Here is a 22,251-nt window from a genome sequence, read left to right as displayed (position 1 = left end):
TCCTAATCCCCGTGCCATATAATGCGGATCACAAATCCTCGACAGTTAGATTTCGGATTGATAAATCCGAAATAGCATTTGGTGCGACGCCAGAGCACAAATGCTAGCAGCCAAATTCCGCCAGACAGTGCACTTTCGAGGTACACGAGAAAGGACTTAACAGATCTCGCCTTCCAACTGCAAAGACTTATCGGTCGCCTGCTCAGGTATAGCCAGCGGCACTGTAAAGTAAAAGCGGCTGCCCTGTCCCAATGCTGTTTCCACCTGTATTTTGCCTCCGTGCCGCTCCACAAAATCGCGGCAAAGCAGCAGCCCCAGGCCTGTTCCTTTTTCGTTTATGGTGCCTTTGGTAGCCATGGCCGGCGTCTCCAGTTTAAAGAGCGTTGCCAGTACGTCCGGACTAACACCGGTTCCCTGGTCTGTCACGGCAATGGTCGCCATGTTGCCGGGACCTTTTTCAGCAGATACTTTAATAAGTCCGCCCGGATACGAGAACTTAATGGCGTTGTGCAACAGGTTACGCACCACGAAGTCGAGCATGTGGGCATCGGCACGAACCTGCAACGTAGGCGCTACCTGCACCTGCCAGGTAATCTGTTTTGTATCGGCTGTGTCACTGAGCAAAGCCACGTTGCGGTTCACCAGTTCCTCCAATGTCAGCACTTCCGGCTCAAAGCGTACATGGTGCCCCGAGGCCGTTTGAGCCGTCGACCACTGCAGCAGGTTTTCGAGCAGGGCCTGCAGATTGCGCACCGATACCTGCGTATGCGTGGCCAGTTTCTGCATCTGGTCCGGCTTCATCTTGTCCGAGAAGTTCACGAGTATGTTCAGGAAAGACTCCAGGGTGGCCAGTGGCGTGCGGATGTCGTGCGAAATAATGGAGAAGAAGCGGTCTTTGAAATAGTTGAGCCGGCGCAGCTTGTGTTCCGAAGCCTTGAGTTTGCGCACCGTATCCTTGAGTTCCTGCGTACGATGCCGGAGAGCTGCCGTGCGGTTAGCCACCATCACCTCCAACTCGTTCTTTTGTTGCTCAATCAGCAGTTTTCGCTCCGTTTCTTTTTCGCGCTCGAGTCGCTCCTTTTCGAGCACCCTGGCGTTGAGCTCGCTTGTTACTGTATTCAGCCTATAGGCCAGACCGAGCGAGAAGAGCACCACCTGCGCAACCATACCTACCTGCGCCGCATACACCGTAACGATATTGTCCGGCACTAAATGGTTCTCTTTCAGGATGAACAGCAAGGCTCCTACCACAAAAAACACATTGGCGATCAGGAAATAAAGGGCCGGCCTATACCCCTGTCGCAGCGATTGGATACTGGTCAGCACCATGGCCACCAGCACCAGCCCACCGATTATCCCGATCAGACTAACGCAGGCCTGCAACAGGTCGAGCGGCGTGAGGTACGACAACAGGCCCATCCCTACCGGCAGCATGTACAGCAGCGCCAGCAACGTAAGCGCCTTGTCCCAGACAGGCATGGTACGTTGGGTATTGAGGTAGTGGCGCGTGAACAGTACCCGGAACAAGCCGTTGAATGTGACAATAAACGGAAAACTGTGCGCATTCCAGAGCGGAGAGTTAGGCCAGAGCAGCTCAATGGCAAAACCGTGGTAGAACATAAAGTACAGTCCCGTGCCCAGCAGCGCCAGCACGTAGTACAGATAACTACGGTCGCGCACCGAGGCAAACAGCACCAGGTTGTAGAGCGTCATCACGAGGATAATGCCAATAAAAATACCCTGCCCAAAAAGCCTGTCGCTGTTAGTGGCGCTCACCTGTTCAGGCGGCAGCAATTGCAACTGCAGCGCCTGCGGCTTGTAAAGATCAATGTCGCCTTGCAGACGCAGGTATAGCGTAGTGGTGCTTTTGGGCAGCAACTCCAGCCGGATGTAAGGTTTGTGAGCAGGTACATCGCGCTCCCCAATAGGCAAAAGCTGGCCTGTGCGCTTTAAGGTATAGCCTGTTTCGTTTTGTTGATAGAGCTCCAGGTGACTCCAGTCACCTGCATAAAGCAGGCGCGTCTGTTCGCGGTTGCCGGGGTTGCGCAACACAAGCCGCACCCAATGCACCGTTTTACCCGACTGCAGCACAGCATTGGTCTTGTTCGATATAAATTGGTGCGTTTGAACCTGGTCAACTGTCAGCGCGGCGCTTGGGTCGTGGTATACCTGTAAAGCTTCTGCTATGCGCTGCTCCGAAGCCGACACATCTACTGTATCGGGTGCCTGCCCACGGGTTTGCAGCGCTACCAACAGGAAAGACAGCAAAGCGAGCAGCCTGAAAAGGCGGCACGAACAGCAGGTATAGCAAGGCGCAAGCATACGTCAATTTACAAAATAATCTCAGCTCAGCTATACTTCGGCGTGTAAGAGATTTCGCCAATGGAAACCTTTTGCTATATTGAGCTGCTATACCTGACCGATTTCACTCACCCCTATACCTATGGCCCGGCTTAAATTACTGATTGCAGAAGATGATGTGGTGATCGCTCAGAACCTGTCGCTTTCGCTGGAGTCGATGGGTTACGAGGTATGCCAGGCGGTGAGTTCAGGTGAGGAACTGCTCCTGCAGGTACACCAGCACCAACCGGATCTGATCATCCTCGACATCACGCTGGATGGCAAACTCGACGGTATCGAAACTGCTGCGCTGCTGGCGAAGGCGACCAAGGTTCCCTTCATTTTTATGACGGCTTTTTCGGATAAGGAGACCATTGACCGCGCCAAGCAAACCAATCCGCATGCTTACCTGGTGAAGCCCTTTGATGCCCGCACCCTGCAAAGCAGCATCGAGCTGGCCATCCACAATGCCGGTACACGGCAGCTGCAGCCGGCACAGGCCACGGCTATACCTGCCCGACCTACCGACACGGTAGAAGCCGACAATTTCCTGTTGCACGACGCCTTGTTTGTAAAAGTGCGCAACCGACTCGAGAAGGTGATGCTCATAAACATCGTCTGGGCCGAAGCGCAGGATATCTATTGCAACATCAAGACCCGCTCGCACTTGCATTTGGTCAGCCAAAGCCTGAAAAACCTGGAGCAGCGTCTGCCCACCAACCAGTTTATGCGTGTGCACCGCTCCTACATCGTGCAGCTCACCGCTATCGAAGCCATCGAAGACAACAACATCCTCATCGGCGGCAAACAGATTCCGATCGGCAACACCCACCGCGACGCTTTGCTGAAGCGACTGCAGATTTTGTAGAACCATTCACTTAATCACTAATTCGCTCATTCAGAATTAACACCTCACCTTGCCCCTCACCAATTTCACCTTGAATAATTCCCGTTTGGCAAGTATAGGCTTCTGGTAATGTTTATTATTAGCTAAATTAATTCAATAATTCTTTAGCAATAATACCATTCACACATGAATAGTCTGGCATCATTGGAGCTTGTAACGGCTGGTTGGGTACTCGTACTCACCTACGCAGGCATTATCCTGTTTTTTGTGATAAGGGGTGCACTGCGCATTCGCTCCATCTCTGATTATGCCCTTGGCAATGTAGCTTTCTCGCCAATTGCCGTAGGTCTGGCGCTGGCTGCCTCCATGACGAGTGCCGCTACCTTCATCATCAATCCGGGGTTTGTAGCACTGTATGGCATCAGTGGGGTTATTTCTATGGCCATTGCCTTGCCTGCAGCTGCACTGTTGTCGCTGGTGGTGCTGACCAAGGGCTTCCGCAAAATGGGCACGGCCGTAAAGGCACAGACCATGGCCCAGTGGATGGGGCTGACCTACAAGAGCCGTGGCTATGCCATGTTCTTCGCATTTTTGTCGCTGCTGCTCATCACATTCATCGTGCTTATCTGCGTAGGGCTCACCAAGGTGCTGGCCAGTGTGCTCAACTTAAATGAGTTGCATGTATGTGTCGGCATCGTGGTGTTTGTGTTCGGCTACATGATGTTCGGGGGCGCCAACTCCATGGTATATACCAACATGATTCAGGCGGTACTGATGCTGATCGTGGCGTTCATACTGTTAGGCTCCGGCTACCAGCATTTCAGTGATGGTGTGCATGGCTTCCTGGACAAGCTGGCGGCCATCGACCCTTTGCTCGTATCTGCCACTAACCCCGAAAGCTTCCTCTTCCGCGATAACTTTGAGATCATCTTCTGCCAGATGATCATCGGGGTGGCCATCGTCTGCCAGCCGCACATCATCACCAAATCGCTGTTGCTCAAGAGCGAAAAGGATGTGAACCTATACCTGTTAACAGGCTTGGTGGCGCAGTGTCTTTTCTTCCTGGTGGTGTTCGCCGGACTCTACGCCCGCCTTTCTTTCCCGGATCTGACAGTAAACGGACAGCCCTTGCCGGTGGATGGCATCATGTCGGCTTATGTAGTACAGGAATTCCCGGTATACATGGGCCTGCTGGTTGTGCTGGGCCTTATCTCAGCGGGACTCTCCACTTTAGAAGGTCTTATTCAGTCGCTCTCTATCACCATTACTTCCGATATTCTGACTCCGATCGTGGGTGAAAGCGTCACCAAAAGAGGCGTGGTGGTGAACCGGCTCGTGATCGTGGTGCTGGCGGCTGTTACCATCTGGCTGACGTTTGATCAGTTGAAAAACCCGAACCTGAGTGTAGGTATTTTTGCGCAAAATGGGGTATACGCTTACTTCTCGGCCGCTTTTGTGCCGGTGCTCTTTGGTATGTTCCTGCGCCGTGTGCCGCTGATTGCCCCGGTAGCTGCCTCAATCACTTCGGTGATTGTACATTTTAGCGTGTACTACGGCGGCCTCACCACTTACATGCAGGCACCGGTGCGCAACCCAGGTATAGCCGCCGCACTGGCTATACTGGCTTCGGTGGCGGTAGGACTCATTTTTTATTATGTCTTCCGGAAACCTGCCTCTGAACCAATTACAGAAGATTCTTCACTTTTAATACAACCGACTTATGAAAGTGAGTTCAAAAACTAAGCTTATACTGGCCTCGCTTGGCTTGCTATACCTGCAGACAGCCTGCCAGTCAGCACAGCCTGCCGCCACCTCAGCAGGTATAGACCAAACTACTGATACCGCAACAGCCAGCACCGAAGCGACTGCCGTTGCACCTGCTACCGACCCTGTGTTCGAAGGGCTCAGCTACAAGCATGCTGTCAAGAAAGTAACGCTACCCAACGGTGTAAACATCGCATATACCGACGAAGGCACAGGACCCGAAACGCTTATTTTCATTCACGGATTGGGCAGCTACCTACCCGCCTGGGATAAGAACGTCGGTGAGCTGAGTCAGTACTACCGCTGCATCGCCATCGACCTGCCCGGCTACGGCAAATCCGACAAAACAGGTATTACGGCAGGTATGGTCAGCTACGCCGCTGATGTGCTGGCCCTGCTGGATGCGCTGAAGATCAAACAAGCCACTTTAGTTGGTCACTCCATGGGCGGGCAGATCGCCATCACAGCCGCCCTGAAACAACCCCAGCGCATCAAACACCTGGTACTGGCCGCTCCCGCAGGTATAGAAACCTTTACTGAGCAGCAGAAGCAACTCTTTAAGATGACCGTGACACCGGAAAGTGTGCAGAAAACTACCCCTGAGCAGGTTGTGACCAATTTAAAAGTGAACTTCCACCAGATGCCCGCCGATGTTCAATACATGATCGACGATCGCCTGAAAATGTCGCAGTCGGCTGAATTTGGAGCTTACAGCAAAGCCGTGGCTGGCAGTGTGGCCGCCATGGTCGACGAGCCGGTGTATGAGCAATTGCCGCAGGTACAGGTGCCGACGCTGATCATTTTCGGCGCGCAGGATGCCCTTATACCTAACCGCTACCTCAATCCAAACCAGACCACCCAGGCCGTAGCCGACACTGCACACGACCGCATCCCCAACAGTCAGCTGGTGATGCTACCTGAGGCAGGGCATTTTTTGCAGTACGAGCAGGCCGGAGCCTTTAACAAAGCCATCCGCGATTTTCTGAAATAGCATCTAAAACTTAACCTTTCATATCTAACCTACATTGTCATGAAAAAAATTTACTCACTCCTGTTTGCACTCCTGGCAGTGACACAGGTGGCACTGGCCCAAAGCAGTAGTGTGCGAGGCCGCGTGCTCGGGGCCGATAACGGGGAGCCCCTGACGGGCGCTACCGTTTTACTTGAAGGCACCACCAAAGGCGCCTCTACCAATGCTGCCGGCGAGTTCAGCATCATGGACGTACCAGCCGGTACCTACAACATGCGCATTTCTTATGTCGGCTATACCTATCCCAGGCAGTCTATAACGGTAACAACCGGCGGCACAACCGACATCGGCACCGTGTCGATGAACACAACCAATGTGTTAGGCGAAGAGATTGTCGTAACAGCATCCCGTCGTCCTGAAAAATTGACCGAAGCCCCTGCTGCCATCAGCGTGATCTCCTCGCGCGATCTGACGGAGTTGCCTTCTTTCAACGTGGGTGAGTTGCTCAACAAGGTACAGGGCGTGGAAGTGGTGCGCTCCGGTGTGGCCGGCATCGGTATCAACGCCCGTGGCTTTAACAATGCCTTCAACGTGAAAATGTTCCAGCTCACCGACGGCCGTAACTCCATGCTACCGGGCGGCACCGGGCTTCCGGCCGGTGTTTATAATACCGTGATCAAGGAAGACGTTGAGCGGGTAGAAGTAATTCTGGGTCCTTCTTCGGCGCTCTACGGCCCGAATGCACACAACGGCATCATCAATACCATTACCAAAGATCCACGTCGTCATCCGGGCACCACTGTTACGATAGGTGCCGGCAACCAAAGCGTTCTCACAGCCCGTGCCCGCCATGCCGGTGTGATCAACAGCAAGTTTGCCTACAAAGTAAATGCGGAGTACACGGAGGGTAAGGACTTCGAATTTATTGATACTGTTTACAACGCCACCTTGGGTGCTTTGCCTGAGTATGATGTCGATTTTGGCTTCAACTTTAAGCGTGCCAGCGCCGCCGTGTATTATAGCCCGACTCAAAACATGGACGTGATCCTGGATTACGGCATCGGACAGGGCTCCAACATCGGTGTGACCAACAACGGCCGCAACCAGATCGATGGCTGGACATTCCAGTACCTGCATGGCCGCATCGTGACGCCGCGCATTTTCGCACAGGTATACAATACCTGGAACGATGCCGGCGATACCTATCAAATTAACGCTCGTACAAATAACTACTATACCTTGCGCGCCCTCGGACAGTCGCAGGACGTGGCACACGAAAAGTCCAAGACAGGTGCTGCCAGTGGCGAGCTATACCCTAACTCTCCAGCCGTTGCTTTTCCAGGCTTCATCGACAAGAGCCATCGCTTGAACGGCGAGGTGCAGTACAACAACAGCTACGCTGGTTTTGATGTGATCACAGGCCTTAGCTTCCAGCGTGACGTGGCTTACAGCCGCCTGACTTACCTCGACGACCGCAACGGTAACATTATCCTGAACCAGTATGGTGGCGTTGCCCAGATCGAGCGCAACCTGAGTGACCGTGTTCGCGCTGTAGTTGGTGGCCGTATCGACCGCCACGACAACTATGGTACACAGTTCAGCCCGAAAGCCGCCCTGACACTTAACGCGCTGGCAGGTACTTTCAGAGCAACTTACGGACGTGCCTATGCGGCTCCTTCTATTCAGTTCCAGGAGTTTTATCTGAACAACGGTGCTCTGGCCATCTTGGGTAGCGGTGCCGGCCTGACAATACAGAATACTGAAACTGGTGCCACCCGTGAGATTCCGAAACTGGAGCCGGAACGTGTGCAGACCTTCGAACTGGGTTACAAAGGCACGCCTACCGACAAGTTCTATGTTGATCTGAGCACCTGGTATTCTATGTCTAAGGATTTTATCTCGCCACTAACAGGCATCACCCCGATTTTGGGCAAAGAAAAAGTGATCCGTAAAGGCACTGAAGACGTAACAGAGGCCGCCTCCAACGCACTCAATTACTACCTTACCTACCTGAACTATGGTAACGTGAACTCGTGGGGTACTGACCTTGGTCTGAACTATTACCTGAACAACAACTTCAGCATCGGCGCCAAGTACTCCTATTTCGACTCCGATATTACAGACCGCGATAACCTGGACAACGACGCCAATGGCGATGGTAAAGTAGTCCCTGCCGAGAGCAGCCTGAACGCACCGAAGCACCGCTATAACTTCAACTTCACGGCCCGCGACCTGTTCAATAACAAGTTCTTTGGCTCGGTAAATGTGCGCATCCTGCCAGAGTATGATTTCTACTCCGGCTCACAGGTAGCAGCCCGCGAAAACCGTGAGCAACGTGTAGCACCGCTCAACTACAACTACGGCCCGCTGGGTGGCTTTACTTCTGTGGATGTGAGCGCCGGCTATCGTTTCACGCAGATGATCACGCTGGGTGCCAGCTTATCCAACCTGTTCGATGCCGAGCAGCGTGAGTTTGTAGGTTCGCCGGTGATTGGTCGTCTGTACTCTGCTGAGTTGCGTTTCGAGTTTGGTGGTCGAAGAAATAAGAGTGATAATAGGTAAATAGATTAAGGTGAAGGCAGGGCGCCCCGCAAGGGCGCTCTGTTTTTTTGTATACAGTATCCAATTCACAGGTTTTTACACATGAAGAATGCAATCATAACAGGTGGCACGAGCGGCATAGGCTTAGGTATAGCCCAACTTTTTGCCGCCCAAGGGTATAATTTGCTACTAAACGGACTGGAAAAAAATGGTCAGCAGATTGCCGATGACCTGGCGCAGGAGCATAATGTGAAGGTTGTGTTTTCCTCAGCTAACATGCAGCAACCAGAGCAGATACGAGAGATGGTGCAGCAGGCGGAACAGGAGTTGGGTCACATCGATGTGCTCATCAACAATGCAGGTATACAGTTTGTTGCTCCCGTGGATGAGTTTCCAGAAGATCGTTGGGATGCTATTATCGCCATCAATATGTCAGCTACTTTCCATGCTTCCAAAGCAGTATGGCCGGGCATGAAAGCCCGCGGATTTGGGCGCATTATCAACATTGCATCGGCCCATGCTTTGCGTGCTTCTGAGTATAAAGTAGCTTATGTGGCGGCCAAGCACGGGGTAGCAGGCATAACGAAGGTGCTGGGTTTGGAAGGAGCGCCGCACGGCATTACCTGCAATGCCATCTGCCCCGGCTACGTGCGCACCCCGCTGGTAGAGGCCCAGATCGCTGATCAGGCGCGTGCCCACCGGATGACAGAAGCTGAGGTCATTGAAAAGGTTATGCTCAAAAAGCAACCTATCAAGCAGTTTGTGGAAGTAGAAGCGCTCGGCAAGCTGGCGCTATACCTGGCCTCCGAGGCATCCGGCCAGTTAACAGGTGCCATGCTCCCTGTGGATGGTGGCTGGTCTGCGCAGTAACTTCCTTAGAGAACGCTATACCTGCTATTGCAATCAGGCATAGCGCATCATAACGGTATTGCTATACCTGACTACAGCGGGCAGGTATACCAATAATAAGTGCCTTTGATAGCAGCTGGAATCAGTAAACTCTCTGCATCAGCTTGGTTTTGTTTACTTCACATTAATTCTGTCTGGCTGCTTTCCAGCATTCCTATACCTTGTCGGAAGCTGCTATACTTAACAAACTTCAGTTGATCATAAAACAAAAGCCCCGGCTCTCTCAGGAGTGCCGGGGCTTTTGTTTTAACCTTAATTTATTACTTGCTGATGATTTTAAATTCGGTACGACGGTTCACCTGGTGATCTTCTTCCGAACATTCTACAAAGTCGGCGCACTTGTTACGCAGCCTGGTCTCGCCGTAACCTTTCGCTACCAGTCGACTGCGCTCTATACCTTTCGACACAATGTAGTCCACTGCTGCCCGGGCTCTGCGCTCCGACAGATCCTGGTTATACTTGCGGGTCTGGCGGCTATCGGTATGCGAGCTCAGCTCGATTCGGATCGTCGGGTTAGCCTTGAGTATACGTACCAATTTGTCAAGCTCGATGGCTGCATCCGGACGAATATCATGCTTGTCAAGGTCGTAGAAGATGTTTTCCAGCACGATTGGCACGTTTGGCGTGTCGCGGTACATGATCATCTCCACCAGCAGCGAGTCTATACTAAACCGGCAGTCAGGTGTAAAGAGGATCGTCTGTGTCAGGTAACCTTTTTTACTACCCCGGATCGTGTACTGCATACCTGCCTCCACTTTGTAATTGAAGTTACCGGAAGAGTCTGAGTGCGTTTCAACCATGGTACCCATGTTTTCTTCAAAAAGCTGAAGCAGCACATTGTCTACCATCACGCGTTTCTTGATGTGTGTGCCGGGCTGATCTACTGTTTCGTATGTCTGGCCTACCAGCGTACATTCCACGTTCACTTCTCTGAACTTATAAATATTGTCGTAGCCTGATTCGCTTGTTCTGCCAGAAGACAACCAGCCCTGGGCTCCCGAACTGTCTACTACTATACCTAAGTCGTCGCGCGAAGTGTTAAGCGGGTACATCAGGTTCTGCACATGTGTCCAGTTGCCGGGTTCTCCCTCTGCTCTGAAGATGTCAAGACCGCCAAGGCCTACGTGCCCGTCAGATGAGAAGTAAAGTTTGCCATCGCCTCCTATACCCGGGAAGCTTTCGCGGCCGCTTGTGTTGATCACTTCGCCCGCGTTTACGGGCTCGCCCCAGTTACCATCCGGCTGTCGCTCACAATAGTAAATGTCGGTTTCTCCTACTCCTCCCGGCATATCCGACACAAAGTAGAGGCGATTGCCATCTGGCGTAATGGCCGGGTGACCAACCGAGTACTCCTGTGGCTTGTTGTACTTAAATGGCTTTACATCAACCCATTCATCACCATTGCGGCGCGCCGTAAATATTTCATGACGGTTAATGTTTCCGGCTCCTTTGCCATTGCCTCTGTTCACCCAGCTGGTAGGGTCTGTGTTTACTTTGCTCTGGCTACGCTTCACACTGTTGGTTCTTGTAAAATAAAGCGTGTTTTCCTTTGGCAGGTAAGCTGCCGGTCCGTTGTGGAAGTCTGTGTTGATTTCTTTGCTAAGCGGGCTCGGCTCGTTCCAGGTAGAGTCTTCGTTCATGCTGGCGTAGTACAGTTGCACGAAGCCGTTGCCGGTCCAGTTAAAGCGCTCTTTTTTCTTGCTATCCTCGTCTGTCGGAATTCTGTCTGAAGAGAACACCATGTCACCGTTTGGCAGTTGAATAGGGCTGAAGTCAACACCGGAGGAGTTCAGCGCTTGCTCAACCGAAATTTCATAAGAGAGCGGCCTGTTTGTCCAGAAGATCGCTGTGTCGCAGGAAGCAGCCTGTTTCATTGCCAGCGTAGCCTGCTCCGGCACACGACGGGCGTAGCTCGTATACAGCTCCTTTGCCTTATCGTAGTTACCGTTGCGCTTGGCTGCCTCGGCATAGTAGTAGATGCTGGATGGTGTAACATTTTCAAAGCCAGCAGCCTGGGCATACCAGAACTCCGCCTCCTTGCTGTTGTTCATCAGGCGGTAGCTGTCGGCAATGCGCTCAAGCAGGTATACATCCGGCTCTTTGTTTTCCATTAGCTTCTTGTAGGCATTGAGCGCCAGGGCATATTCAAAGCTGTTGAAGTACTTATCTGCCTCCTTTATCTCTTTTTTCTGCGCGGCAAGTGGTTGCGCACATACTGTGGCCAGAAGAATCAGTAGGTATAGGAATCGTAATCTCATGTCTGCTTTCTGGATGAATTTAGAAGTAACGTGGAGTCAGCATTCGGTTGTCCTGCTTCTTGAAGAAGGAATAACCCAATGAAATTTCGTGGCTGGCGTGCTGGCGCAGGGCATTCAAACTCACATCGTAAGAGTAGCCCAGGCGTAGCTTAGGCGTAACATACAACTGCGCGATGGCAGCCCAGGCATTGCGGCGGTCCAGCTCGTACTCGTCCGAGTAGTTGCTGTGCACTTTCACGGCCGTGCGGTAAGAGCCTCCTAACCAGATACGCTCACCCAGCAGGAAGAATGCATTCACGTCCAGACTGGTCGGGCTGTTAAAGTCCTCTTTCACCAGGAAGCTCGGCTTGAAAATAAGCGTTGACGAAAGGTCCATCACATAACCTGCCGAAAGGAAGTAATGGCGGTTCGGCATGGTTACCTCCAAGTCATCACCTCCCGTGTTAATCAGGTTGGCGACTGAAAGTCCGGTATAAAAACGCTCCGTGTTAAAAAAAGCGCCAATCCGAAAGTCAGGCATCAGTTCTGAGACTTTGCCTTGATTGAGTGCCTGGTCTGGTCTTGAGTTACCTGTATTCAGCTTAGTGCCATCGAGGGTATACTGCGCCACACCAGCGGCGAAGCCGAGTGCTAGCTTGGAGGTTTCGCTCATCTGCAAGCGCACGGCCAGGTTACCGTGCAGCGCCATCTGTCGCTGAGCTCCTAACTCATCGTTCATAGCATTGAGGCCAAAACCCAGCAGGCCGCTGCGGGAAGCCCCGTCCACGCTGAAAGTCTGTGTGGTGGGTGCACCCTCTATACCTACCCACTGGCTACGGTGCGTCAGGTTGGCATTGATAATCTCTTTGCTCCCTGCATACGCCGGGTTGATGATCAGCTCGTTGAAGATGTACTGTGTATATTGGGGTGCCTGCTGCGCATAGCCTTCCCAGGACAGCAGCAATAACACCAGAAGTACCCCTATTTTTCGCATGGTAATCACTTAATTCGTTTGTTTTCTTATCGGACGATCATCACATAACCTTTGTAGGTCTTCTCAGAGCCATCGCACAGCGTGAGACGAATCAGGTAATAATAAGTCCCCTCCGCTAGTTTGTCTCCGCTCCAGTTGTTCTGATAAGCTTTGCTCTTGTACACTTCATTACCCCAGCGGTTCACTACTACCACTTCGTTATCCGGGTAATTTGCCAGGTTGCCGATCATCCAGGTATCGTTTTCACCGTCGTTATTCGGTGTGAACACGTTTGGCACAATCAGGTTGGCCTCACGCATACTTGGATCTGAAATCATGGTAACCGGGTCGCTCTTACACTCTCCGTTGTCGGCTACTACTGTGATTTCTCCTGTGTTATTTCCCTGCATAACAGTGATCACACTCGTGCCCTGGCCTGATAGGATTTCCCAGCCAGCTGGCACTTCCCAGGTAAACAGGGCGCCTGGACTGTTCGACTCGAGTTCGAAGGTAGCTATGTCAGAACATGCTAGGGTGCGGTCCACTATGCGGCTGATCACGGGAAGTGCTCTTGTTGTTACAGCCAGTTTAGCGGCAGCACTTCTGTCACAGTCATTCACGGCTTCTACACTTACTTCTCCTGAGCTGGTGCCCATCTGCACTGTAATTTCTGTAGTGCCCTGACCTGAAGTAATAGTCCATCCGGCTGGCACTTTCCACGAATAAGAAGAAGCGTTGGCCACTGCGTCAATCGAGTAAGTCGTGATGCGGGTAGCGCAAGTCAGCGTCTCGCCCTTGATTGTGGCAGGTGCAAGTGGTGGAGCTGTAACTACTTCTACCGTCAACTTAACTTCGGCCGTGGTACCACAGGCATTCTGGGCTTTTACTTTCACATCGCCTCTACCTGCTACTTTCACTTTGATGCTGTTGGTGCCTTTACCTGAAAGTATTTCCCAACCGGTTGGCACTGTCCATAGGTATGTTTCGGCGCCGCTGATAGCAGGTATAGAATAGACTGCGTCGGTTCTGCCCACACATGCCAGCTCTGGCCCTCTGATTGCCTCCGGATTCATAAGCGGACGCTGGGGCTCTGTCAGCAGTTTAACACTTTGGCTCTTTCCGCAGGAGTTAACGGCTACTACTGTTATTTCGCCTCCACTCGTACCGGCAGTTGCTTTGATTTCGGTTGTGCCTTGTCCTGAAGTGATAGTCCAGCCTTGCGGCACTACCCATTCGTAGCTAATTGCGGTCGGAACGGCTGCAATCCGGAAAGTAAGCCCGGTTGTATTGCCACAGTAAGTTTCATTACCGCTTATGATAGCGGATGGGGCAGGAGGCACTGAGCCTACTGACTGCACTGTCAGTCCTGTTGCGGTACTTCTGGTGCCGCAGCTGTTAACGGTTGCCACACTTACTTTACCCTGTGTTGCACCGGCTTTCACGGTAACGCGTGTTGTGCCTTGTCCTTCTACAATTACCCAGTCTGCTCCCGGGAAGCTCCAGAAATAAGATTTTGCGCCCTGTACTGGGTCCACAGAATATGTTTGGTTGAGACCGGTACAATACTGAGCGTTTCCGGTTATTGGTCCTGCCTGCGGAGCTGGTACGTCAGCTACAGGCGCAACACGTAATTTGGCAGGTATACTGTTTCCGCAAGGGTTAGAAGCTGTTACGGTAATATCACCGGCCAATGTGCCCACCTTCACCACGATTTTTGTCGTGCCCTGACCGGAAAGGATGGTCCAGCCAGACGGCACGGCCCAGATATACTCCAGGGTATGGTCTACCGGCTCCAGCATGTATGTAACTTCACTCTGTCCTTTACACACTTCATCCGGACCTTTAATGGCGAATGGCGTAGCTGGCACTGTCGGGAATGGTCTTACAGCTTTCGTTGCCGGGCTACTCTGCCCGCACGAATTTGTCGCAATCACGCTCACATTACCTGACTCGCTTCCGATCGTAACTGTGATGCGGGTTGTTCCCTGCCCGCTGTTGATGGTCCAGGTTGGAGGCAGTGTCCAGGTATAGCTTTGCGCTCCCGCAACCGGGTCTATTTCATACACTGTAGTTTTAGCGGTACAGCCAAACTCATCTCCTCTAATTACCAGAGGAGCTGTTGGTGCGCCGGTAGCAGTCGTTACATCTTTGCGTGTAATGCCGCTTGCACCGCAGTCATTAACCGCTTGTACGCGCAGCTGACCACCACTTGCATTGCCGCTCAGCGACACAGTAATTTCGTTTGTGCCCTGGCCTGCAGTAATCGTCCAGCCGTCTGGCACATACCAGGTATAGCTGGTGGCGCCTGGTACCGGGGCTACCGAGTACTTGGTGCCGACACTGTTCTGGCAAACAGGGAATGCACCTGATATGTCACCCGGATTAACTGGTGGGCCAGGGATAGGCACTACGGTGAATGTTCGGGCTGGGCTAATTCCGCAGGCATTTAAGCCTTTTACGGTTACAGTACCACCTACTCCGTTCGGGTTAAATGTAACAGTGTTTGTTCCCTGTCCTTCGATAATCGTCCATGCGGCTGGGTATTCCCATACATATTCCCTCACATCGCCGCTGGCTGTTACGCTGAATGTCACACGATCAGTGGATACGCAGAAAGGCAATGTACCTGATCCGGAGACATTGGATGGCTGGTTCGGTGCTTTCAGGAAAGGTTTTACCTCAAGCTCAGATGCGTTCGGGCTCTCACCACAGACGTTCTTAGCCTTTACGGTTATCTTGCCGGCCGCTTCTCCTACGCTTACAGAAATCTGCGTAGTACCTTGCCCGGACACTATACTCCAGCCTGCCGGCACTGTCCAGATATAAGAGCTGGCATCCTGTACAGGATCTATTGAGTATGTGGCACCATCACCAGCGCAGGCACCTTCGTTAGCCGTAATTGGCCCTGGTGTAGCGGGTGGATCAGGATAGTTGTTTACTTTCAGACGGCTGGGAGGACTGGCGCCGCAACTGTTGTTAACCGATACCTGGATATAAGCATCGTCGTTACGTCCGGTTGCCTCTACTGTGATTTTAGTGGTCCCCTGGCCGCTTGTAATTTTCCAGCCGCTTGGCACGTTCCAGGTATAGCCGGTGGCTCCTACTACTGGCTCGATACTATACTCCCCGACGTTTCCTACGCAAAGCTCAACCGCCCCTGTAATAACCCCTGCATCCGGAAGCACCGCGCAAAAGTTAATGTCAACCGTGTTGTTTTGCTGAATTTCGTCCTCGGCCGCTCCTGAAATTGTACCGCGCACAAAGCCCGGGCCTGTTTCGTTGATGGTGGCTGTAAGTGTAAGCGTATAGGTTTGTCCTACTTTCAGGCTTCCGATATTCCATACCCAATTCCCGCTTACAAGCGAAAAGGTAGCGTTAGGAGCATCGGTTGTAAAGCTATGGTTAGCCCCTGAAAATAGAATTGGAGTTACCCGTACGTTTTCGTCGTCAACCGGACCTTTGTTCGTGACGGTGAAGGTATAGGTGATCGATTGGCCTACAATATAACGGTCAACCCCTGCGTCACCCTGAGTCTTTTCTATTTTGATTTCATGGTCTGTTGGCAGAAAGAAGTTGTTATTGTTCAGCCTCACCTCCCCCTGCAATGAAGCCACTCGCCCCCTCACAATGGAGCCATCTCCCAGCGCTACCTCTTGTCGGGCCAGGTATTGGCCTTTTATCTCGGCACCATTACCTACGGTGAGCGCATTCTCTATTACCCAGAACACATTGCCAATTTTGGCATCCCGCATGAGCTCGATGTCTACTCCGGCCCCAATATTGAGGCTGCCCTTGATAATAAAAATGAAGACCGCGTTAGGGTTATTGTTGCCGTCCAATGAAATATCGGAGGAAACGGTGCCATTGCCATTAAACAGGTATACACCCGGGGTATAGGTACGTCCGCCAAGTTCCGGATTGGTTAGGGTAGTAGTGGGTGTTGCAGCTGCGGCTGTGTTGTAAACGGAAGTGGCTGCGGCAAGCGCATTGTTAGCAGCGGCATTCACGTTTTCTATGCCACGCCATACAGAAACGCTGTTCAAGCCTTGTGCAGGCCTAGTAACAGAAGCTACTTTGGCACGGATGATCGTACTTGTATTGCCTTGGTTGAAAACCCTATCACCACCTACTACGTTATAGTCGTAAAAGGCCCCCAGTGTGGGCGCTTGCTGCGCATTTACGCCAAACGTAACCAGCCATAAGCCCAGCACTAAGAGCAGGGCTCTACTTAAGAAGCTTGTCATGAAATCGATGAGTATAAGTTTGTTATAGAACCTGGCGTTTTAATATTCAACATTTTGCAACTACGAGCAGCCATTCCCGAAGCGCTTTTTCCTTTTATCCTACTCAGCCAAATAAGTTGCAAGTATATACTTTAAAAAGTACATTCAGAAGCTTTAAAAGTATATTGCGTATATCTGGGGCTATAATAAGCTCTAAAATTTAACAAAATTAGTTAAGTAACAAATTTTAAGTTAAAGTTTAAACTTAATTACAACAAAGTCCTATCTTACTTATTTAGCTCTACATCACATCACACCCCGATCCAGCAGGCAGTATTTGCAGATTTATATAGCTATATCACAATAGTATTTTTAGACTTGGGTGCAAAAGTAGGCACAATCGGGTACACTCTGTATCAGTAACATAAAAAAAATATTCCTGCACAGGGCATTCCTGAATTGTACTAAAACTAAAAAGTGGATTTTACCTCACCATACCCATTGCGGGCAGATAATACGGCGATCATTCAGTAGTTTAAAACCAACTACTACCTCGTGGGTTCCGGCGCTTACCCGGTTGAGGCCTGATGTGGTGGCATCGTAAGAATATGAGATGTCAATAAGAGGACTAACGTATACGCCTACCATTCCTACTACGGCATCGTTGTGACGATAGGAGGCGCCTACCCAGAAGCGCTCATTGTAAAGCGCGCGCAGGTTCACATCCACCGAGAGTGGGCTTGGAGCAGCCAATTTGAGCATGACAGATGGGATCAGGTCAATACGTCCTCCAGGCGTAAAGCGATAACTACCTGTCAGAAAATAATGTCGTTGCAGGTCAAGTGCCACGTTGCTTTCCTCTGAGGAGCGGAAAGTGCCGGCATTCTCAAGCAGTTGCGCTCCGGCAAGGCCTATAGAGAAGTTACGGGAGTATACCCACAGCCCCAGCGAAAGATCCAGCACATTCTGATTCACCCGTCCACCACCTATTAGCGGCTCCGCGGGATTAGTAAATTCCAATTCTGAACTGTTGATAGTATTCCGAATAAGGCCTGCCCCTACACCCGCCGACACGTTGATAGTACGCGTAACAGGCAGGTGGTAGGCATAAGTACCTGACACCCCTGTCCGGCGTAACGGACCTGTCTTGTCGGTATGAATGATGATGCCTGCCCCGTGATGCGCCAGCGCCTTGGCATACTTGGTGCTGGTCGCGCCTTTGTTCAGCGGCATATGGGCGGAGGCATAGTAAGTAACGGGCGCCCCGTCGAGCCCCACCCACTGCTGCCGGTTACTGATGCGTATGTCAGCGTAATCCTCTATACCTGACAGGGCGGGGTTGAGCAGAAAATTATTGACCATGTATTGGCTATACTGCGGACGCTGCTGTGCGAAAGCCTGCGTAACAACACCTACCAATACAACCAACAGGAGAGACAGCTTTTTCATAGTCATTATCTAATAATGGTCACATGCCCTGAAATTGGTTTTTCGGAGCTGTTGAGATAAATGATGTAGTAATAGGTGGCTACCGGCAGCGACTCGCCATTATAGGTGCCGTCCCAAGGTGTCGCATAGCCGGTTGAGCTGAAAATCTGGTTACCCCAACGGTTAAAGATCTCAATGCGGGCATCCGGATAATTCTCTATGTTCCCGATCTCCCACACATCATTCACCCGATCCCCATTTGGGGAAAAGGCATTCGGCGCTGTAATGGCAGGTATAACCGTCACAGTCACTTCATCGGTGGCCGTACAGCCTTCTTCAGTGGTGATGGTCACCGTATAGGTGGTTGTCACATCAGGCCTGGCCACCGGATTAGCGACATTGGCATTGCTCAGGCTTTCGGCAGGCTCCCACGCATACGACACCCCACCGGTGGCACGCAGCTCTGCCGGACGCCCCTGAATGATCTCTACATCCGGACCGGCATCTGCTACAGGCTCTACGATAGTTACATTAACTGCCGTGCGGGTCGCGTTGGTGCAGTTGTTACTGTTTCTGGCCTGCACATAGAAAGTGGTATTCTGAGTTAGCTCAGGCGTGACAAAGGTTGTCCCTACAAAGAGCGGTGCCCCGCCAGTTGGAGCATCGTACCACTCAATGGTGTTGCCGTTGGCATTGGCTACGGTTAATGTGGCAGGTTCACCCACACAGGCCCGGGCATCCTGCACCGTCAGAATAGGGGCATTCGGCAATGGCAGCATCGAAATCATTACTGCTTCTGAAGGATTCTCGCAACCTGCCGAAATAGCCACCCGACGGAACCAGGTGTCGCGGGTGAGCACAGGAGGAGTATAGCCTGCTCCCGTATTCTGACCTGCTGCAGGATTGAAGCCCGCAGTTGGTCCGCTAATACTGCTTTCCCAACGATAGGTGAATCCACCGCTGCCACCAGAAGGTGTAGTGCCCGTCAGAGGCGCCGGCTGTGTACCTGAGCAAATCTCCTGCTCTGCTGAAATCGCGTTACCTGTAATGGCAGGACGTATGCGGATCTCCACCACGTTGCTCTCATTAGAGGTACATTGTCCGGACCGCACCACTCGCTGGAAGAAGGTGGTTTGCGTTATAGCGCCCGGGGTATAGCTCTGCTGGTTGTTGGTGCCCGGTGCCGGAACGAAACTGCCGGCCGTACCGGTACTACTAATTAGCCATTCGTAGGTATAGTTGCCGCTGCCACCTGATGGGGCTGTACCCGTAATAGCTCCTGGCGCAGCACCAGAACATTCATCCTGGGTTGGCGCTGTGATAGTGTTGTTGGCGAGGGCCGTGGAAACGGTGATGCGAACAGCCTCTGAGGGAGAGTCGCAGGCCCCTGAGGTTACAATGCGCCTAAACCATGAATCACCGGATAAATTGGTAGGGGGCTCGTAATTTTCACTGTTATTAGCTCCTGGGGCTGCCACAAATCCTGTATTTGGCCCGAGCGTGCTTACTTCCCAGCGGTAGGTATAAGGACCACCTGTCCCGCCGCTTGGCGGTGAGCCAACCAACTGCGCTGGTAAATCTCCCGCACAAATCTCCTGCAACGCTGGTGTAACAACATTCGCACTAGGAGGTACTGGCTCTACGGCCACCACTTCGACCACATTACTGGAGTCAGGGGAGCAGTTGGCAGAACGGACGACACGCCTGAACCAGGTAGTGGCGTTAATCGGCTGTGTTGGGGTATAGTTCTGGTTGTTATTTACCCCAGGAGCTGCTGCGTAGCCCCGATCCGGCCCCGCCGTACTAACCAGCCAGGTATAGCTGTAAGGTGTGGTTTCATCGCCGCCGGAAGGTCTGCTGCCCGTCAGCTCCGCTGACACGCCGCCTACGCACACACTGCCTGTTTCCTGTCCTCCAATATCGATCAGGTTGTTGGTCACGCGTGGGTTTACTTTAACGGTCACCTGCCTGCGCGGGCCTGTGCATAGTATACCTTGTGCTGAGTCACGGGCGGCTACATAAAAGTCATTGCTACCAGCAGGCAGTGGAGGCGTCACAAAGGTGTTGCCTATGAAAATAGGAGTTGCATTCGGATCATCGGTATCGAACCAGGCAAAAGACGGGGCCGTTGAGGTTGGGGTCAGCTCCACAAAATCGCCTTCGCAGACGATGCCCGGGTTGGCTATGGTGGGTTGCCCTGGCTGCTGCAATATAATTACCTCCACTGGTGGCTGTGGTTGTCCCTGGAAAATGGCATTGGAGCTACCGCACTCATTTACTGCCTCCACGGCAATGGTATAGGTGCCGGGCCGATCAAAATCATACGCGTAGCTGAAAGTCTCCGAATTGAAGGTTCTAGTCGTCGGCCCCTTCGGTCCGTTGATGGAGATGGTCACCGTGATTTCCTCGCCGAGGTTCTTGTCGATGAACAGACCACCGCCTCCACCCGGAGCGCCTCCGGGCCCGCTCGCACTCAGGTCGATCCGGGTCGGGCCGCAAAATACGCCACCGGCAGGCGGCTGCACCTGTGGCCACCCCACCACGATACCTTGCGAGGCTGTGTCTGCATCGCAACCGTTGGTTACGATCTGCTCAATGGTATACACACCGGACTGTGTAAAACGGAAAACAGGATTTGCCTCTGTCAAGCTACCCGATTCTAAGACATAGCCCTGATCTGGTGTTACGGACCAGACATAGGTTAACCCTCCACCAGTCGCGGAGTCTTCGGGTGTAACAATGACGGGTACACAAGGCGGCTGCTGGCTTTCATCAGCCCGCTTTTTGCCCAACGAGAACCCGGCTTTGGGCTCCTTGCTCACACTGTATACCTGTGTGAATGGCTCCGTACAGCCATTGCCAGCTACGGCAGAGATTGTAATAGTATAGTCTCCGACTGTGGTAAATGGGTTTGGGTTGGAGATCGGAAAATCAGCCGGGCTGTACTGCACGGGCGCGCTCCCATCGCCCCAGTCCACAAAATAGCTGCGGATGTCACTTAGGGCAGGCTCTTGAGTCGTGTTGGTGATAACGGCAGTTACGCTTATATCGGCATCTGCAATGGTATCAGGCAGACAGGTAAGGAAGCTATTCTCTTCTGTAAAGGAAATTTCAGGTAATCGGCGAATCTGCACCGGCTTTGTAACAGGTGCTGGGGCAGGGCAGCTGGTAATTGTGCTTGTTGCGAGCACTGTCACATCAAAGTCTGCAATACCAGTACCCCGCTCGTTGTAAGTATGTTCAACCCGAGGGCCACGGCCAGTAGTGCCATCGCCAAAAGTCCAGGTGTAGGTCTCATCCGGAGATGCGTTGATGATCTCGAAAACAATCGGTGTTCCTGAACAGGGGGCAGTTGACGGATCAATTGTAAAGTCAGGTAGTGCCGGGCGGCTATTAACTGTTATGGGCACTTCAGAGGAGGTGTTTGTATCACAGGTACTACCTGAAACCTGTACCTTATACCTGCCTGTTTCGGTAACCTGCAACTCTCTGCCTGTTGCTCCTAGCTGAACACCATCTTTGAACCACAGATAAGAAAGGCCAGCGCCCTCCGGAGCTCTTAAAATTGTTGTTTCACCTTCACATAAAACGGTACGCCCATCCACCTGCACGGTGGTGGGGCAAGGTGCTGACCAGACAGGACCACTTAATAGCAATAAAGAAGCAAGCAAACTAAAGAACAGATGCCTGGGTAGCAGTTGGCGCATCGGATCAGGTTTAAAGGGTGAAATTTGGCTGTACTGAAACTATAACGATATAACCTTTCATTATGATTTATCAGAGCATGACTTTAAAGCTAATATTGCCTAAATATAAGTAAAACAATTAAATAACGATATATACACTCTAACCACCAATCAATAAAGTAACTCTCAGAATTGGCTTACAAACTAAGCGCTTTTATGTTTAGGCTTTGCCTCGTTATTTATCATTAGCAGAAGATCCTTCTCTACGAGAAAAGGTATAGTTCTGTTTAAATATAGTAGGAACAATATTAAGAGAGGAATCGAGTGGCGAGT

At 51.9% G+C, this 22,251-nt stretch carries 11 protein-coding genes; 5 read left to right on the top strand and 6 right to left on the bottom strand.

The window, feature by feature from the left end:
• Positions 1–156 precede the first annotated feature (156 nt).
• A complete protein-coding gene (locus K3G39_RS14205; RefSeq protein WP_220626838.1) occupies positions 157–2,322 on the bottom strand; it encodes a sensor histidine kinase in 2,166 nt (721 codons plus the stop codon).
• 121 nt (positions 2,323–2,443) lie between these two features.
• Here K3G39_RS14205 and K3G39_RS14200 point away from each other — a divergent pair, with 121 nt between their 5' ends.
• The 5 genes from K3G39_RS14200 to K3G39_RS14180 all read left to right on the top strand — a co-directional run bounded on the left by K3G39_RS14200 (position 2,444) and on the right by K3G39_RS14180 (position 9,332).
• Complete coding sequence (locus tag K3G39_RS14200; protein ID WP_220626837.1) at positions 2,444–3,208, top strand: LytTR family DNA-binding domain-containing protein; 765 nt, start codon at positions 2,444–2,446, stop codon at positions 3,206–3,208.
• A 165-nt stretch (positions 3,209–3,373) separates the two neighbouring features.
• A complete protein-coding gene (locus K3G39_RS14195) occupies positions 3,374–4,930 on the top strand; it encodes a sodium:solute symporter (RefSeq protein WP_220626836.1) in 1,557 nt (518 codons plus the stop codon).
• A complete protein-coding gene (locus K3G39_RS14190) occupies positions 4,908–5,942 on the top strand; it encodes an alpha/beta fold hydrolase (protein WP_220626835.1) in 1,035 nt (344 codons plus the stop codon). Before K3G39_RS14195 ends, K3G39_RS14190 begins: the two co-directional genes overlap by 23 nt.
• 39 nt (positions 5,943–5,981) lie before the next feature.
• Entirely contained in the window at positions 5,982–8,483 is a 2,502-nt protein-coding gene (locus K3G39_RS14185) for a TonB-dependent receptor (protein ID WP_220626834.1), read from the top strand.
• An 81-nt stretch (positions 8,484–8,564) separates the two neighbouring features.
• On the top strand, positions 8,565–9,332 hold the full coding sequence (locus tag K3G39_RS14180; RefSeq protein ID WP_220626833.1) for a 3-hydroxybutyrate dehydrogenase: 768 nt from the start codon (positions 8,565–8,567) through the stop codon (positions 9,330–9,332).
• Positions 9,333–9,631: 299 nt separating this feature from the next.
• On the opposite strand, the gene K3G39_RS14175 is transcribed toward K3G39_RS14180, so the two are convergent.
• The 5 genes from K3G39_RS14175 to K3G39_RS14155 all read right to left on the bottom strand — a co-directional run bounded on the left by K3G39_RS14175 (position 9,632) and on the right by K3G39_RS14155 (position 21,939).
• Entirely contained in the window at positions 9,632–11,629 is a 1,998-nt protein-coding gene (locus K3G39_RS14175) for an OmpA family protein (RefSeq protein WP_220626832.1), read from the bottom strand.
• Positions 11,630–11,648: 19 nt separating this feature from the next.
• Positions 11,649–12,602 (bottom strand): type IX secretion system membrane protein PorP/SprF, encoded by a 954-nt coding sequence (locus K3G39_RS14170; RefSeq protein WP_220626831.1) that lies wholly within the window; start codon positions 12,600–12,602, stop codon positions 11,649–11,651.
• Between the two features lie 26 nt (positions 12,603–12,628).
• Entirely contained in the window at positions 12,629–16,825 is a 4,197-nt protein-coding gene (locus K3G39_RS14165; protein WP_220626830.1) for an ice-binding family protein, read from the bottom strand.
• A 468-nt stretch (positions 16,826–17,293) separates the two neighbouring features.
• Positions 17,294–18,253, bottom strand: a complete 960-nt coding sequence (locus K3G39_RS14160) for a type IX secretion system membrane protein PorP/SprF (RefSeq protein WP_220626829.1) — start codon at positions 18,251–18,253, stop codon at positions 17,294–17,296.
• 5 nt (positions 18,254–18,258) lie between these two features.
• Positions 18,259–21,939: a gliding motility-associated C-terminal domain-containing protein gene (locus K3G39_RS14155; protein WP_220626828.1), complete on the bottom strand. Its 3,681-nt coding sequence runs from the start codon at positions 21,937–21,939 to the stop codon at positions 18,259–18,261.
• Positions 21,940–22,251: the final 312 nt, after the last annotated feature.

Origin of the sequence: Pontibacter sp. HSC-14F20 (assembly GCF_019599265.1) — a bacterium.
Lineage (GTDB): Bacteria > Bacteroidota > Bacteroidia > Cytophagales > Hymenobacteraceae > Pontibacter.
This window is presented reverse-complemented; position numbering and strand designations above follow the sequence as displayed.

Excerpts from the sequence above, each read along its gene's own strand:
- K3G39_RS14205 (WP_220626838.1), bottom strand. The coding sequence starts at position 2,322 with ATGCTTGCGCCTTGCTATACCTGCTGTTCGTGCCGCCTTTTCAGGCTG.
- K3G39_RS14200 (WP_220626837.1), top strand. The coding sequence starts at position 2,444 with ATGGCCCGGCTTAAATTACTGATTGCAGAAGATGATGTGGTGATCGCT.
- K3G39_RS14195 (WP_220626836.1), top strand. The coding sequence starts at position 3,374 with ATGAATAGTCTGGCATCATTGGAGCTTGTAACGGCTGGTTGGGTACTC.
- K3G39_RS14190 (WP_220626835.1), top strand. The coding sequence starts at position 4,908 with ATGAAAGTGAGTTCAAAAACTAAGCTTATACTGGCCTCGCTTGGCTTG.
- K3G39_RS14185 (WP_220626834.1), top strand. The coding sequence starts at position 5,982 with ATGAAAAAAATTTACTCACTCCTGTTTGCACTCCTGGCAGTGACACAG.
- K3G39_RS14180 (WP_220626833.1), top strand. The coding sequence starts at position 8,565 with ATGAAGAATGCAATCATAACAGGTGGCACGAGCGGCATAGGCTTAGGT.
- K3G39_RS14175 (WP_220626832.1), bottom strand. The coding sequence starts at position 11,629 with ATGAGATTACGATTCCTATACCTACTGATTCTTCTGGCCACAGTATGT.
- K3G39_RS14170 (WP_220626831.1), bottom strand. The coding sequence starts at position 12,602 with ATGCGAAAAATAGGGGTACTTCTGGTGTTATTGCTGCTGTCCTGGGAA.
- K3G39_RS14165 (WP_220626830.1), bottom strand. The coding sequence starts at position 16,825 with ATGACAAGCTTCTTAAGTAGAGCCCTGCTCTTAGTGCTGGGCTTATGG.
- K3G39_RS14160 (WP_220626829.1), bottom strand. The coding sequence starts at position 18,253 with ATGAAAAAGCTGTCTCTCCTGTTGGTTGTATTGGTAGGTGTTGTTACG.
- K3G39_RS14155 (WP_220626828.1), bottom strand. The coding sequence starts at position 21,939 with ATGCGCCAACTGCTACCCAGGCATCTGTTCTTTAGTTTGCTTGCTTCT.